General features: G+C 47.4%; 12 protein-coding genes. 3 read left to right on the top strand and 9 right to left on the bottom strand.

The features are described 5' to 3' along the window. Nucleotides 1–204: 204 nt before the first annotated feature. From hcp to ACNI23_RS09815, 4 genes are all read right to left on the bottom strand, one after another. Complete coding sequence (hcp, locus tag ACNI23_RS09800; RefSeq protein WP_420250564.1) at nucleotides 205–1,806, bottom strand: hydroxylamine reductase; 1,602 nt, start codon at nucleotides 1,804–1,806, stop codon at nucleotides 205–207. 263 nt (nucleotides 1,807–2,069) lie between these two features. Next, nucleotides 2,070–2,261: a ferredoxin gene (locus ACNI23_RS09805; RefSeq protein WP_015852718.1), complete on the bottom strand. Its 192-nt coding sequence runs from the start codon at nucleotides 2,259–2,261 to the stop codon at nucleotides 2,070–2,072. A 163-nt stretch (nucleotides 2,262–2,424) separates the two neighbouring features. After that, entirely contained in the window at nucleotides 2,425–3,732 is a 1,308-nt protein-coding gene (locus ACNI23_RS09810; RefSeq protein WP_420248313.1) for a 4Fe-4S binding protein, read from the bottom strand. Between the two features lie 23 nt (nucleotides 3,733–3,755). Then, a complete protein-coding gene (locus ACNI23_RS09815; RefSeq protein ID WP_420248314.1) occupies nucleotides 3,756–4,379 on the bottom strand; it encodes a 4Fe-4S dicluster domain-containing protein in 624 nt (207 codons plus the stop codon). 110 nt (nucleotides 4,380–4,489) lie between these two features. On the opposite strand from ACNI23_RS09815, the gene ACNI23_RS09820 reads away from it, so the two are divergent. Next, nucleotides 4,490–5,170: a Crp/Fnr family transcriptional regulator gene (locus ACNI23_RS09820; protein ID WP_420248315.1), complete on the top strand. Its 681-nt coding sequence runs from the start codon at nucleotides 4,490–4,492 to the stop codon at nucleotides 5,168–5,170. Here the strand turns inward: ACNI23_RS09820 and ACNI23_RS09825 are convergent. The 5 genes from ACNI23_RS09825 to ACNI23_RS09845 form a co-directional block, all read right to left on the bottom strand. Next, nucleotides 5,167–6,171 (bottom strand): chemotaxis protein, encoded by a 1,005-nt coding sequence (locus ACNI23_RS09825; RefSeq protein WP_420248316.1) that lies wholly within the window; start codon nucleotides 6,169–6,171, stop codon nucleotides 5,167–5,169. The genes ACNI23_RS09820 and ACNI23_RS09825 overlap by 4 nt on opposite strands. Nucleotides 6,172–6,294: 123 nt before the next feature. Then, nucleotides 6,295–7,704: a tetratricopeptide repeat protein gene (locus ACNI23_RS09830; protein WP_420248318.1), complete on the bottom strand. Its 1,410-nt coding sequence runs from the start codon at nucleotides 7,702–7,704 to the stop codon at nucleotides 6,295–6,297. Next, nucleotides 7,701–8,993, bottom strand: a complete 1,293-nt coding sequence (locus tag ACNI23_RS09835) for an HlyD family type I secretion periplasmic adaptor subunit (RefSeq protein WP_420248319.1) — start codon at nucleotides 8,991–8,993, stop codon at nucleotides 7,701–7,703. The genes ACNI23_RS09830 and ACNI23_RS09835 overlap by 4 nt, the downstream gene beginning before the upstream one ends. After that, nucleotides 8,990–10,669 (bottom strand): ATP-binding cassette domain-containing protein, encoded by a 1,680-nt coding sequence (locus ACNI23_RS09840; protein WP_420248321.1) that lies wholly within the window; start codon nucleotides 10,667–10,669, stop codon nucleotides 8,990–8,992. Before ACNI23_RS09840 ends, ACNI23_RS09835 begins: the two co-directional genes overlap by 4 nt. 132 nt (nucleotides 10,670–10,801) lie before the next feature. Continuing rightward, nucleotides 10,802–12,145, bottom strand: a complete 1,344-nt coding sequence (locus ACNI23_RS09845) for a TolC family protein (protein WP_420248323.1) — start codon at nucleotides 12,143–12,145, stop codon at nucleotides 10,802–10,804. 177 nt (nucleotides 12,146–12,322) lie between these two features. On the opposite strand from ACNI23_RS09845, the gene ACNI23_RS09850 reads away from it, so the two are divergent. Continuing rightward, on the top strand, nucleotides 12,323–14,680 hold the full coding sequence (locus tag ACNI23_RS09850; RefSeq protein ID WP_420248325.1) for a CHASE2 domain-containing protein: 2,358 nt from the start codon (nucleotides 12,323–12,325) through the stop codon (nucleotides 14,678–14,680). Nucleotides 14,681–14,806: 126 nt separating this feature from the next. Then, a complete protein-coding gene (locus ACNI23_RS09855) occupies nucleotides 14,807–15,712 on the top strand; it encodes a hypothetical protein (protein ID WP_420248326.1) in 906 nt (301 codons plus the stop codon). Nucleotides 15,713–15,733: the final 21 nt, after the last annotated feature.

Here is a 15,733-nt window from a genome sequence, read left to right on the forward strand (position 1 = left end):
TGCCTCGGGGGATTAAACCCAAAGCGGAAATTTGTATTAAATCGTAAACGCCGCTCAAACAGGTAAAAATAAATTTATGAGGTTAACTAAAAATCTTCTGATTAACAGAGCGACAGCTTATTAAAAGGTTCTGAAAGGGGTGGGGTCTGGGGAGGGGAAAACTCTTGCAAGAGTTTTCCCCTCCCCGGCCGCCGGAGGCATTCCCTAACCGAGAATTGCCTTGAGATCTTCTTCAGGGGTGCTGATGGGCATAATGTTGAAGTTTTCAACGAGGAAGTTCAGCACGTTGGGTGTTACGAATGCCGGGAGACTGGGTCCGAGGCGGATGTCCTTGATGCCGAGGTGCAGCAGGGTCAGCAGGATAGATACTGCCTTCTGCTCGTACCATGAAAGAATCATGGACAGGGGCAGGTCGTTAACGCCGCATTCGAATGCATTGGCAAGCGCTACTGCGATCTGGATTGCGGAGTAGGCATCGTTGCACTGTCCGATATCCAGCAGACGGGGAATACCGCCGATGTCGCCGAGCTGCTTGTCGAAGAAACGGAACTTACCGCAAGCGAGGGTCAGAATAACGGTATCCTGAGGAGCCTGCTCTACGAAATCAGTGTAGTAGTTACGTCCGGGCTTGGCACCGTCGCAACCGCCGACGAGGAAGAAATGCTTGATGGCACCGGCCTTAACACCTTCGATAACCTTGTCAGCTACACCGAGAACGCTATTACGGGCGAAACCGCAGAGAACCTTGCCGTTGTCAGTGTCAGCTTCGAAACCGGGAAGTTCCTGTGCCTTTGCGATTACTTCAGCAAAGTCACCGTTGGTTACGTGGGTAACTCCGGGCCAGCCTACGAGGCCGGTAGTGTAAATATTGCCCTTGTAGCTTTCAACAGGCTTCTGAATGCAGTTGGTGGTCATAAGGATTGCACCGGGGAACTGTGCAAATTCCTTGGCCTGATTCTGCCATGCGGTTCCGTAATGTCCATAGAAGTGGTCGAACTTCTTCAGCTCGGGGTAACCGTGGCAGGGCAGCATTTCGCCGTGGGTATAAATATTGATTCCGGTACCTTCGGTCTGCTCGAGAAGCTGGCGCAGATCCTTAAGATCGTGACCGGAAACGAGGATGGCCTTACCGGCCTTAGCACCGAGGGGTACTTCGGTAGGAACGGGATGACCGTAAGCGCCGGTGTTACCTGCATCAAGCAGTTCCATGGCCTTGAGGTTCATTTCACCGCACTTCATAGCCCAACCGACCAGCTCTTCCATGCCGAGCTGCTGGGGTACTACGGAAAGAGCTTCGTGGATCTGAGCGTAGAGTTCATCGTCTTCCTGACCGAGAATGGCGGCATGATCAGTGTATGCGGCAACACCCTTGAGGCCGTATACAAGGATCTGCTTAAGGGAACGCAGGTCTTCGTTCTCATCAAAGGAGGTTACAGGGAATGCCTCACCCTGCTTGCTCAGTTCAGCAGCAGTGCCTGCAACTTTGGTCAGCTTGCCACAGTCTGCACTGACCTTGGCAGCCAGTTCGTCACGGGCAGCAGCAACATTCTTAATGACCGGAACAAATCTTTCGTCGTCAAAGTTAACGTTGGTCAGGGTGGAGAACACACCTTCAGCGGTGAGACGGTTAACTTCGTTGGAAACCGCAATGCCTTCCTTGCGTGCTGCGGTAGCAACGGTACCGAGTTCTACAAGAATCTGTACCAGAAGGTCTTGGATGGCAGAGACTTCATCAGTCTTTCCGCAAACACCCTTAACGGTACAACCCTGTCCTTTCGCTGTCTGTTCACACTGGTTACAAAACATTCTAAACTCCTTTTCAGGTAATTGGTTTTCTACTTCTTCATTACCGAATATCGAAGTAACCTTTTTAAGTATTTGATTCAGATCAAAAGCCATAATTTTTCCCTCTTCCCGTTAAATTCTTTTTTAAAGTTTAACCTGAGGCGGGGTGTCATCCGCGATACCCCGCATTCAGGATTGATTTCTCATTCGTTGAGTCCAAATTAGGAAAACAACGGATAAAAGTATTTGATTCAGGTCAAGGGAGAGATTTTTTTTATAACTTTTTAATCTTCCCAAATAATACAGTTTACAGGACACATATCCATTGCCGACTCAATGCACTCTTCATCTGCCCCGTCGGGATTAGTGACCTGAGCCAAATCTCCGGGCCCCATTGCAAAAACATCAGGACATTCTTCAACACAAGCTTCACATCCGATACAAGCATCAATATCAATAGCTACAGTACGACCCATATTTTTTCTCCTTTCACGAATAAAGCAAACCAAACGGTTCAGGTAAGAAAATACCATACTATTAGGACCTGCGAAACCATTTTTGTAACCAACAATAAAAGCTCTATTAAGAGTACTTCCTAATAGAGCTTTGTAAAGTATAAATCTTAAATTTAATTGGTACTTAGATGCGCGCTACACCCAAAAATAAGGCATGCAAAGTAATCACGATAACCAAAAATATCATGCGGGCCGTTTTAGGAGTCACTATCGGCAACCGATACCCGAGACTGGAGCTGGAGCAACTTGAAATACAGTCTCCGCAGAGGGTACAGGAAATTCCTGGACGCCCCGCCTCGATATCTACGGGCTTGAGAGCATTATAGCGACAGGCCCTGCTGCACTTCATACATTTGCAGCAGTCGTCAGAAATTTTCATACGCCACGGAGAAATACGACCCAGCAGATTGGAAACTATGCCCATAGGACAAAAGGCCGTGCAGTGAAACATCATGCCCATGCGCCGGGAAAACCAAAACATGACCGTTATCCCCGCTAAACCGAACAGAGCGGCACTCCAGACCGCTATTGCAGCAGAAACTCCTGCCGCACGCATCCCCCAAGCTGCGCCAACCACCAAGACCAGAAGAACCAGTCGCAGCCAGATCAACCGGGAATTAAACTTACGCGAAGGTCTAAGGTTACCAAAACGGCTGCACTGATCATCCCACGCACCGATGTAGCAGAGATGACTGCACCATGCCGGACCGACCAGCAACACCGATACGGTAAAAAGGATAGGCATGAAAAAACCGGAACCGCGATATACCGGACCTGCGGCAATTAGCGCAGGAACAGGTAAATGAAGCTTTCCGGTCATCAGAAACTGCTCAATTCCTGCAAGTCCGAGGGCCAGCTGTCCGAAAAAGACCAGCGAGAACAAAGCCCAGATACGAGGGCGCATTATTTTTGCGCCTTCCGGACTGAACATTTTTCCACCCAGCCATGAAGCGTAGCAGGCTAAGAGAAATATCTCCGCCCTGCCCCAACCGGGGAAAAAGCGATCAACAAGAAGGATAGGAAAAGAGACCTTGTTGCGGGTAATTTCCAGCAACAGCACTGTCAGTAAAAATATACTTGCCCTGAACCACCCCTGATCCTTGCCCCGGCTGAAACGCTCGCGTCCGGCATGAGAGAAGCAATAGGCGGCAGCGAAAATAGTTAGAGCGAATAATGCCCCCATTATCACAGCCAGCCTGATCCAGTCCTCACCAACGCCGATACGCAGGTTGATCAGACTGGAACCTTTAACCAGCCAGATCAGCGAACCGCAACCGAGCATAACCCCGGCAACATTCCCGACCCAACGCTCCCTGCTGAAAGCAAGTCCGGCAGTTCCGATCATAAATACAGCCAGTCCGCCATCGCCGCCACGCAGGGCATGAGCAGCCAATAGCAGATAAGAAAGTGATATTATGAAAAGTCCCGACATTTTATCGCCTGTCGTTGAGCAAACTAAGATTCCAGCAGGATTTTATCGTGACCGACACGGTCCATAACCCAACCGAAACGCTTGCCGTCTACGTAATTATCCATCCAGAGTTTCATGCATCTGGAGATCAGCTCCAAAACTTCATCATCCGAATAAACACCGGGGAGCTCCATGCCAAGGCGAGGATGCCTTCCAAGCCTGCCGCCGACAAGAAAACGCCAGCCGCTACGGGAGCAAGAGATAACTTCCGTGGGACAGACATTGGTGCAATAGCCGCAGACAAGACATTTCTCGCGGGTTATGACTACCTTACCGTCAACCATTGCCATGGCTTCGTCAGGACAGTTGCGTATGCACTCTTCACAACCGATACAACCTTCATGATCAATGACCGGAACACAAGCCCGGATCAAACCTATATCAGCTACATGCGGGCGTGAACAACCATTGGGACAAGCAGCAGCGCTGACACTGACAAGCTTATGCCTATTGATCTTCTCACCGAACTTTTGGTGGAGGAATTCAGGCCAGCCACTTTTTTCAATCACCTTTTCAAGGCGCTCGGCAAAATCCTCATCCACATGCAGCGCAAAACGGCATCCCCCGGAAGTTCCCCGGCAGGCATTGATTACAGATGTTTTATCCATACTATTTCCTTTCTTCATTTTATCCGTTAGTTAATCGTACATGATACACTTGGCACAAACCCTGACTTAAGTCATTTACCGGGCACCATTAATTATAAAAGAATGATGTAATGAAAAAGATACACGAGCTTAACAAAATTTCCCTTTTCGCAGGCCTCAGTGCTGAACAGTTGGCAAAACTCGAACAGATCGTCGTTCCTCGTGAATTAAAGAAAGGTGAACAGATTTTTAGCGCAGGAAGTGATGCGACTGGCTTTTACTCAATTAAATCCGGGAAGGTAAAAATTTACCGGGAATCACTGGCCGGGAAGGAGCAGATTATTCATATTTTCGGAGCCGGAGAAATTTTCGGAGAGGTGCCGGTATTTCAAGGGGCATGCTACCCGGCAAGTGCGGTGACTCTTGCCAAATCAAAGCTACTGTACTTTCCTCGCGATAATTTTGAAAGAGTCATTCGCGAAGACCCGGACCTTGCCATGTCCATGCTGGCTCTGCTTTCTGGAAGGCTGCGTCAGCTGGTCAATCAGGTGGCGGCACTCAGCCTCAGCGAAGTCCCGGCAAGACTGGCCAGCTACCTGCTCCTGCTTAAGTCCACCCAGAATTCCAATACACTTGAACTGGACCTGCCCAAAGGATTGATCGCATCCTATCTGGGAACCATTCAGGAGACACTCTCCCGTGTCTTCAAAAAGATGAGTGAACAGGGACTTATCAAAGTTGAACGTAAGACAATTGAAATTATTGATGAAGCATCACTGGAATTAATCGCGAGCGGTGAAGAGCAGCTTTAACCTTTACATTTATAAAGCTCATCCAAGTCCTCTCGCGCCTGCTTTACCAGTGTGGCAATCTGTGGCTTGGAGTACTGGCGGTTCGCTCCGACTGCATCACCTTTATGCAATAATTCTTCAGTAATAAGAGAGGAAAAAAGATAAACGGTCAGATCACGTAAATTTGGATCTTCCTTAATACGCTTAGTCAAGGCATGCCCGTCCATTCCCGGCATTTCAATATCCGAGACAATCAGCTGTACGAATTCGGAAACATGCAGTCCGGTTTTGGACACTTTGGCAGAAATTTCTTTAAGAGCTTTCCAGATTTCGAGCCCGTTGGGATAAGCATCAACCTCAAACCCGCCCCGCTCAAGTGAATTTTTCACCAGATTGCGCATGGAACGGGAATCGTCAGCACAAATAGCCTGATAAACACACTCCACAGACTCTTCCACTTCTTCAAAAGCAGCCTTGTCGCGTGCAGGATTGAGGTCTTCCATGGCCTGCTCAATATCAAGCACCTGCAGGATACGGTCTGGATCGGTAAGCTTTACTGTTCCGATGATGGTGCCTTCAGCATATTTAGCCATGTTGCCTTGCAGTGATTCAAGCTCACTCCAGCTGACACGGTGAATGCGGTTAACCCCGGAAACAAGAAAAGCACTGACAACTTCATTAAACTCAGTGACCAGAACCATTCGCCGATCTTTGGAAACAGCTTCCATACGCAACCAGCCGCTAAGGTCAATGAGAGGAATGACTGTCCCCATAAACTCAAACATTCCCAGAACTAACGGACTTTTGGTATCAATAGAGGACGCAACCCTTGAAACGGAACCATCGTGCTTATGACCGGAAAATTTTGTAAGATCTGCTTCTCGAACAATTTTCTTTACTTTGGCTACGTTCAGGCCGAATGACCAACGCTTATATGAATCGCCGCTCCCCTCATCAAGGTAAAGTTCCAGAAGCTCAACTTCATTGGTTCCGGATTCAAGCAGAATTTTACTCCCCGACATTACTGGCTATCCCCTCAATTCACTTTAAAAACTTAATTAATTTTTTAATCCTGATTCATGAATTACCGCACCTGACACTTTCAGTCCAGCACTCTCAGTAAAAAGCACCGAATTGCCATATACTTAAATTTTTAGTTTCTTTTTCAAAGCAACCAACATGTTGTTAAAGACAAGATTCCAATCTCCCGGCTTTTTCTGGCGAAAAAGGGTCATGCTCGGATACCAAGGAGAATCCTTGCGCTTACGCATCCAGCGCCAATCCGGGTTATAGGGAATCGCCACCCACACGGGTATGTTCAAAGCTCCGGCCAGATGAGCAACTGAAGTATCCACAGTAATAATAAGGTCCAGCTGCTCCATCACCTTGGCCGTATCTGCAAAATCCTCACAGCCGTTACCGAGATCTCGTACCAGAACTCCGCAACCTAAATTCTCGCGTTGCTTTGTTTCCGGTCCCTTTTGCAAGGAATAAATGGCCACACCGGGAATTCCGGCAAACAGCAAGAAATTTTCAATGCTCACCGAACGATTGTGGTCATTTTTATGGGTAGGCTTACCGGCCCAGACAATTCCAATCTTAAATTTAGTACCTTCCGGGACATGAACCGGAAATCCTGCTTGTGCCGGAGCGGTAAGGTAAGGACATTCCCGGGGAATGGACTTCAGATCATGCTTTAAAATTCTCGGCAGGCTGAGTAACGGACTCTGGACATCAAATTCAGGTAGCTTATCACCGCCACTCACAATTTTTTCAATGCCGTCAATTCCTTCCAGCAATGAAATCAATTCCGGCTGGCACTCAAAAATAACCCTACCTCCGGCTTCGGCAACAAGCGGAAGATAGCGGCAAAAATTCAAAGTATCCCCGAAACCCTGCTCATGATAAATAAAAATTCTTTTCCCGTTTAAAGGGGATCCGTCCCAAAGCGGCTGACGGAAATGACGGGGAACCAGTTCTTTACGTTTCCAACGGTACTCATAAAGCTCAAAGCCGTTTATGAAATCACCTTTGGACAATAAAGCCAATGACTTATCCCAGTTAATTCTGTGGTCATCAGGCTTAAACTTCAGACAGTGATTAAAAAGCCGGATCGATTCATCCAGTTTTCCGAGATCCTGCAAAACCAATCCGAGGTTGTAATAGGCATCTATAAATTTGCGATCCAGTTCAATTGCCCTGCGATGGCAGGACACTGACTCCTTGAGCTGTCCCAACCTGCGCAGAACATTGCCCAGATTGCTCCATGCACCGGGACTGTCCGCATTAACGGCAATTGCTCTGCGGTAACACGATTCTGCGGCCTTAAATTTATCCTGCGCCCGCAAAGCCACCCCAAGATTACCCAAAAGGACCGGATCATCCGGCAGTTGGCTCAAAGCCATGGAGTACAGCGCTACAGCTTCCTCATAATTGCCAGCTGAATGAGCCCTTACAGCCCTAACGAAAACTTCCTTCACCCTGGGCGGAATAGTATCAATCCATTCAGGCTGCCTGCCTTCCTGTTTAGAAGAAACGGGGCTTGTTGTGCTCATCGTTCCCTCATGGCATAGCTCATGGAGCCCATGAAAGGTTCAAGAATATATTCCATCACCGAACGGGTTCCAATATGAATTCCGGCAATCACCCGTATACCGGGAAAAAGCTTGTAGTAATTACCATCGTGCTCAAAGAAATCCTTGTCAGTCTCGATACGCACCCTGTAGAAGGTCAATCCGCGATCAGTTGAATCTGCATCCGGGCTGATGTTGACAACCTTACCATCAATATTGCCAAACCGTGCGGCATCGCTTGAAGCCAGCTTAACCACCGCCTTCTGCCCGTCCTTAACATAACCGATATCACTGATAGGCAACCGCGCTTCAATAACCAGCTTATCCCCGGCAGGAACAATATCCATGATGGTCATACCGGGACGCACAACTTCACCCACGCTGACCACGTACAGGGTTTTAACCACCCCATCCACCGGGGAACGAATGATGGTACGGCTCAAGTTATCCGCAAATTTTCTAAGACGCTGGGAAAGCTCAGCAAATTCCCTTCGTGCTTCCTGAAGGTCTTCACGCACCGAAGCCAGATAGGAGTTTCTGATCTCCCCGATATCGGCCTTAGCTTGTGCCAAAGCAGAACGGGCCTTGGCAAGTTTCGCTGAATCCTCCTCAATAGAACTTTTCAGCTTCGACTCTTCTTTAAGAAAACCGAGATGCTTGTAACGTGAGGTCAACCCGTCTTCCAGTAATCCGGCACTAATTTCAATCTGTTCACGCAATAATTGCAAGCTATTGCGCGAGTTACGCTGCCGGGAAGTTATCTGCTTGATATCCTGTTCACGCTGCTTGATCTTTTCACGCTCCGAAAGCAGGTCACTTTCGACACGGGCCTTACGGGTCTGAAATAACTTCAGAGACCTCTCAATAAGAGCCGGAAATTTTTCATAAATATCTTTAGGATAATCAGGAGCTTTAAGCCCTTTATCCTCGGCAGACAGGCGGGCAATATTCACCCTCAGGGAAGTTACGCGAACCTCAAGTTCATCAACAGTGGAATCGCTGGCAGTTGCTTCAAGAACGACAAGTTCCTGTCCCTTTGCCACCATTTCCCCTTCGCGAACATTAATCTTCATGATAATGCCGCCTTCGAGGTGCTGAACAGGCTTAACCCTTGAGCTGGGAATAACCTCTCCCTCGGCCTGACTGACAATATCCAGCTGGAAGTAGCAGGCCCACGCCAGAAAGGCCAGGCACATAACTATGCACAGGAAAAGGAAAAAATGGCTGGCACCCGTTACTTCACCGGAATATTCCGGGCTCATGCTGTTCATTGCACACTCCCGCTTTTGGGTGATTCAGTATCCTCCGGCGCTACATCCTTTTTAGGATAAAGAACGTTTGGTTTCGGCTTATTTCCGAGGTCGATAATGATATCCGCACGCTGCATAAGACGCATATCCTGTGAAACAATAATCATGGTTTTCTTTACCTTGACCATGCTCTGGATAATCATGTCCATGGCCCGCAACCCTTCAATATCAAAACCCTCGGCAGGCTCATCAAGTATAGCGACAGCCCCCTGCACAGAAAGAGCACGGGCAAGAGCAAGCCTGCGCCTGATACCAACGGCCAATTCAGCTCCGCCGTTAACCACTTGGGCTTCCAGTCCCTGAACGCTGGTATCAAGATATTTCTTGAGTCCTGCGATTTCCACGACCCGATTCAGCCTCTCATCATCCATGCCCGGTGCATTCAGACAGATATTCTCCCTGATGGTTGCATTCAGGAAGGTCGGTTCCTGCGGCAGATAGATAACCTGCTTGCGCCACCACGGAGCAGAAAGCTGTCGGACATCTACTCCGCCAACAAGAATCTGTCCCCGTCCGGGATCAATAAGCCCCAGCAGCAAACGCACAAGGGATGTCTTGCCTGCACCGTTATGTCCGGTAACAATTACAATATTACCCGGCTCAATATTTACATCCAGCCCTTCAAATAAAGGTCCGGTAGAGCCGGGATATGCAAAGCCGAGATCTTTGATTTCGATTGCGCCCTGATAATTCTTAAGTTCTGTTCCTGTTTCGGATTCAAGGGGCTGTCGGACGAATTCATGCAAGGACTGCATCATCTGTCCGGCCTGAGCGATCATGGCCCGCGATTTCATAAAAGATGCTGATACAGCCAGAGCCTTACCTGAAAGAATGGAAGCACCGATTAATCCGCCGGTGCTCATTGATCCGGCAACGACTTCGCGCGCGCCCACAGCATAAACCATAACCCGCAATAACATGGCGATACTCTGCAAGACAGCCTGTCCTCGGGTTCCGCTCTGAACCATATCCCGCTTGATCTGCTGCAGTTTATCCATCTGGGTCTGAAAAACTCCAGTCAGATATTCACGCCCACCAAATGCGCGGACGGTATCAGCACCGCTGATGGCATTGGCAAGGTTGCCGCGATGGACCACAGATTCATTACGCATGGCATCATTCATCCGCTTGCCACGGCGAATGTTCAGCCACCCCGCAAGCATGGAACACGCTATTGCCAGCATGGTAATCAAGGCCAGCACCGGACTGAGAAAAAAGGTAGCCCCCACAAAAAGGAGCAAGAAAGGCATATCCAAAACAGAGCAGATAACGGATGCGTCATAGCCGGACTGCACAACCTGTATCCCGCTCATAAGCTCGTGAATACGAGCCGGGGGAATCCTGCCCAGCGTACTCATTTTGGCCCGTGCAAGGCAGCCCAGTACGGTCTCGGAAAGCATACGATCCGGTCCCACATTGACAGCCGAAGCCAGACGGACCCGAACCACGGTAAAAGCGTGGTTCAAAACCCCGGCAATTAGCATTCCGACGGTGAGTGTAATCAAAGTTCCGTCAAAACCATAACCCACGTAACGGTTCAGGACCTGAATTACGAAGATGGGAGAAGCAAGGGAAAGTATATTGATAAAAAAAGACGCGAGGCAGATCTCGAAGGCCAAAAACGGATGTAGCGACAATCTCCTCAACAACTCTCTCATGTGACCGACCCTCTGTCCAAAGTAAGAAAATCAAAAACTGTCCGGAAAAAGAAAATTCCATGAGCATGCACACATGGAATTTTCAGTAAACTTCTAATTCGCGCTTAAAGCTTATTTGAAAACATCAATGTTCATCATGCCCATTTCATAGAGAAGCTTGTAGGCAAAGATAATGTTATCAATGTCAGCAGTAACGCTGGCACTGGTAGCTGTGGAGTAATCCCTTTCACCTACAAGAATATCAAGCAACTCCACCTGTTCACCTGTGGCTCTCTTTTTCTTGATCAGTTCAAGGAATTCCGCAGTAATGTTAGCCTGAGTCCTGTATAGCTCTGCATTCTTACGCAGAGTCATAAGTTCAAGCCATGCATTGCGGACATTTTCCTCAACTGTGCGGCGAACATCAAGGGTCTGCTTGCGGATTTCGCGCAGATTGGCCTTGGCGGACTGAGTGGCCTCGTATTCATACAGGCCGGAAAAACCGGAGTAGCCAACCTGAAAAGTTGCCTTGTTCTCGGTTCTTACACCGCTGGCACCCTGATCCTGCTCCCTTCTCTTACCTTCAAGTACGAATTCGAACTTGGGGTAAAGGGTGGCTTCCTGCACACCAACATCGTGGGAAAGCCTTTCCTTGGAAAATTTAAGCTGCAGCAACATCGGGTTCTGGGCCTGAGCCTGAACGATGGCATCATCAAGGGATGCAGGCATATAGCTGGCAGGCATTGGCACCGGAACCATCTTTTCGATTTCATCTATGGCAATGGGAAAACCGTAGACAGCCTTGAAACGGTTGCGGGCAGTCTGGAGGGAGCGTTCAACTGTAACCCTGTATGAAGTCGCCCCGGCAAGCTGAGCCTTAATCTGGAGTTCCTTGTAAGACAGACCTGCTCCGCGCTTAACCAGTGTTTCTTCCATACCGGAAAGACGCTTCATGCTTTCTTCGGACTGAATTGCGTACTTAAGGGTTTCCCTTGCCCGGATCAAACCGAGATAAGCTTCAACACCCTGAATCATCAGTTGCTGACGAGTCTGTTCAAGAACTGCTTTGTATTCATTCAGCAAGGCTTTACTGCTGTCGATATCGCTATTCACACCGCCGAAGTCCCAGAGAAGCTGGGTGGCCTGAATTCTTTCTTCATTACGACCTTTGTTGGTTCCGCCACCGGGCTTATCGATTTCTTCACGCCCGCCCTCTACGGAAATATCAAAAGTCGGAGTCCATCCGGACCAACTCTGGGAGACAAGATGTTCTGCTGATTCAACACGTGCTTCAGCAGCCTTGATACGGTCATGTGTGGAAAGAAGGTCATTGAGAATTGCTCTGAGATAAGGCTTACCGTCAGCCTGATCAGGATTCATAGGAGCCATTTCCTGCTGTGCCGAAGCAATATTGAACGCCCCTGCCATCACGCAGAGTGCTAAACCCAAAATTAAAACCTTAATTGCTTTCACCACACAACCCTCCCCAAAAAACTAACTATATTAAACAGCTAAAGTTGAATGCTTTCTTAATTTAAACTTTATTGTTACAGATATATATAAATTTAATTGAAAAATCCAGACGATTCATACATATATAAATAGTATTTACCAATATCTATTAACATAAATTTTACCCCATATCCAAAAAAAATGCTGAGCGTACTAAAAAAAATCACCGGTTCAGATTCTTTCTTTTTACTTCTCACCGGGCTGACTATTTCATTTCTGACAGCATCCCTCTATATTTTTCAGCCGCCGATCCTGCAATTCGTGGATTACAAAATCTATGACCAGCTTATGCGCTCCAGCCCTGTAGGCACTAAAACCAATATCCCGGTAATCGTTGATATTGATGATGAAAGCCTTGCTGAACTGGGGCAATGGCCGTGGCCACGCTATCGTATGGCCCTGCTGCTGGCTAAAATCCAACAGTCCGGAGCACTATCAACCGGACTTGATATTCTCATCGGAGAACCGGACCGAACTTCCCCGGCAACCATTAAAAAAAGCCTGCACGAAGAATTGGGCGTAGAGGTTAATTTCAAAGGGTTGCCTCAAGGATTAATGGACAATGATCTGGTCTTGGCTGATGTGCTTGAACGCGGTCGTTTTGTACTTGGCTTTTATTTTGATTTTCTGGAAGAACAAACTCCATCTCTGAATGACCAGCCCTGCTTTGTTAAACCGTTACCCATTGCCCAGATAAAGGCCAAGGGGGCACCTCCGCTCAAGGATCTTACCCTAAGCGCACGGGATGCAATCTGTCCGCTGCCCGTTCTGGCAAAAGCTTCACCTCTGTGCGGTTTCTATAATTCAATCACCGACTATGACGGAGTTGTCCGCCGGGTTCCGCTGATCATCACCATGGACGGCAAACAATACCCAAGCCTCGCCCTCGCTACACTCATGAAGGCAATGGGCCGCAAGAACATCATTGCCAAGACAAGCCCCATCGGCATTGAGTCCATCCGGGTCGGCAAAACAACCATACCGGTTGACGCCAAAGGACAGATGCTGGTCCGCTACCGGGGCGGCATGGAAGAATTCCCCTACTACAGCGCCAAAGACATCCTCAGCGGAAAGGTCGGGAAAAAAGAACTCAAGGGTAAAATAGTGTTCATGGGTACCTCTGCTGCAGGACTGCGCGATTTAAGAGTTACCCCTTTTGCTTCGGACTATCCCGGAGTTGAAGTCCACGCCACCATAGTGGACAACATCCTGACCCGTGACTTCCTGCTTAAACCGGACTGGGTACCCGGTCTGGAGCTGCTACTGGTGTTCGCTGCGGGCATCATCTCCATGATCCTGCTGACATGGTCCCGCTCAATGTGGATGATCCTGCCCATCGCGGTCATGGGTGCCGGTATTGTTTACGGCTCGCTTCATGTTTTTCAGGCATACAATGCATACCTTACGCCCATGTATGCTCTGATCGCACTGGGTACAAACTTCACCTTGCTGACCTTGATCAAATTCTGGCGAGAGGAAGGACAGAAGAAATTCCTGCAAGCCACCTTCTCATCCTATCTGGCCCCGGAACTTATCGATGAGATGTTCAGCAACCGTGAAATGCCGGAACTCGGTGGTGAAGCAAGAGAAATCACAGCCTACTTTACCGATATCCAAAGCTTCTCAACCTTCTCGGAAAAGCTTACCGCTCCGCAGCTGGTTGAACTGCTCAACGAATATCTCTCGGTCATGACCGACATCCTCATCGAAGAAAAAGGAACTCTAGATAAATATGAAGGTGATGCGATTATCGCCTTTTTCGGCGCACCTATGGATGTGCCGGACCACGCCCTGCGCGCCTGCCGTGTGGCGGTAAAAATGCAGCGGGCGGGAATCGAATTGCGCGAAAAATGGGCCAAGGAAAGGCAGCTACCCAATGAGCCGGACCGCAACACCAAAAATTTCCCCGAAGAGCAATGGGCCAAGGGCGAAAAATGGCCCAAGGTTGTACACAACATGCGTACCAGAATCGGGGTCAACTCAGGTGAAATCGTAGTCGGCAACATGGGTTCATCCATGCGCATGGACTACACCATGATGGGTGACGCTGTTAACCTCGCCGCCCGTCTGGAAGAAGGAGCCAAGCAATTCGGCATATTCACTGCGGTTTCGCATTTCACGCTGGATCAGGAAGTGGATGTAGAAGGAAAAACCCACAAGATTCTTGATCTCGTGGAAGCACGGCTTATCGATAACATTCAGGTTGTCGGTAAGAATGAACCGGTGCGAATCTATGAACTGGTAGCCATGAAAGGCGGCCTCACCGAAAGCGAAGAAATCCTCTTCGACCTTTTTGCCAAGGCCCGAGAAGAATACGTTGCCCAGAACTGGGACAAGGCTATTGAACTATACAAAGAAGCCAACAAATACGAGCTGTACGACGACACCAAATTCACCCCCTCGGACGTATTCATCAAGCGCGCCGAGGAACACAAGATCAATCCGCCTGTCCCCGAAGGAGAACTTTGGGATGGGGTTTATCGGATGACTAAGAAGTAGGGAACAGTGCATCACCCAACATGAGTTAACCTACGTGCAACTAGCTCCTCCTTCTGACATTTGACATAATATCAATATAATAATAAAGACACTATATCTTTACATCTATCAAAAGGAGGGGGAGGGGTGATGGAGAATAGTGAGCAATGTATTGAAATTGCGAAGATGGAGCTAAACAGCATCGACGAAACAATAAAAAGTAAACAGGCAACTTTAAAAACAATCGTCAATACGTTCATACTTCTTAATTCTGGAATTTTTTTTCTTTTTTTCAAATATGTCGGAAACTTAAAAGAGTTACAAAACTATGGGTTGACAATATTTTCCTATTTAAACTTTTTTGCAGTTTGGGCACTTATATCCTTAGCATCACGCAAACTTGCAGAATTATATTCTCTCAAATTCTATAAGAATAGAATACGACGGAAAATATTAAAAACAATTGAGCATACCAGTTGGGAAGATGTAAAAAATTTATCTATTGACTACTTAAAATGCAATAAGCCAGCCATATCAAAAACTCTTAGGCATTGTGTTCCTTATATTCTTGCAACATACAATTTTGCCCTCTTACTTTTTTTCAACATAATATTATTTTACAACAACGAGGGATATTGTATTTGGTGGACAATGACATTTATAATATTGATAGTCATCTTCTATCCAAACGTTTGTACTAGATTCTGGATAAGAACAGTGCAACTATGGGGCGGAGTTCCATTCAACGAAGTTGATGATAAAATTATGAAATTGCATAAATCACGAAAAACAAGAAAGAAACTTAAAATAGCACTCAAGTATAAAATACTTATAGCTTTATCTATAACGGTCCATATAATACTATGGTCAGTGCAATGGTATATTTTTAATAACGACGTTTTAAATTATGACAATAAAAATTATTTCTACGCTGCAATGACAGTAAATTTTATGTTTTTTATATATACTAGAATTGACTATGAATTTATCTTAAACACTAATAAGCCATTAATAAGAAACTACTTTTTTAAACACATAAAAAGAACAATTTAAACAAACACGAAATCCCCCTGC

The organism is Maridesulfovibrio pacificus (SeqCode) (assembly GCF_048612815.1).
GTDB classification, from domain to species: domain Bacteria; phylum Desulfobacterota; class Desulfovibrionia; order Desulfovibrionales; family Desulfovibrionaceae; genus Maridesulfovibrio; species Maridesulfovibrio pacificus.

Excerpts from the sequence above, each read along its gene's own strand:
- hcp (WP_420250564.1), bottom strand. The coding sequence starts at position 1,806 with ATGTTTTGTAACCAGTGTGAACAGACAGCGAAAGGACAGGGTTGTACC.
- ACNI23_RS09805 (WP_015852718.1), bottom strand. The coding sequence starts at position 2,261 with ATGGGTCGTACTGTAGCTATTGATATTGATGCTTGTATCGGATGTGAA.
- ACNI23_RS09810 (WP_420248313.1), bottom strand. The coding sequence starts at position 3,732 with ATGTCGGGACTTTTCATAATATCACTTTCTTATCTGCTATTGGCTGCT.
- ACNI23_RS09815 (WP_420248314.1), bottom strand. The coding sequence starts at position 4,379 with ATGGATAAAACATCTGTAATCAATGCCTGCCGGGGAACTTCCGGGGGA.
- ACNI23_RS09820 (WP_420248315.1), top strand. The coding sequence starts at position 4,490 with ATGAAAAAGATACACGAGCTTAACAAAATTTCCCTTTTCGCAGGCCTC.
- ACNI23_RS09825 (WP_420248316.1), bottom strand. The coding sequence starts at position 6,171 with ATGTCGGGGAGTAAAATTCTGCTTGAATCCGGAACCAATGAAGTTGAG.
- ACNI23_RS09830 (WP_420248318.1), bottom strand. The coding sequence starts at position 7,704 with ATGAGCACAACAAGCCCCGTTTCTTCTAAACAGGAAGGCAGGCAGCCT.
- ACNI23_RS09835 (WP_420248319.1), bottom strand. The coding sequence starts at position 8,993 with ATGAACAGCATGAGCCCGGAATATTCCGGTGAAGTAACGGGTGCCAGC.
- ACNI23_RS09850 (WP_420248325.1), top strand. The coding sequence starts at position 12,323 with ATGCTGAGCGTACTAAAAAAAATCACCGGTTCAGATTCTTTCTTTTTA.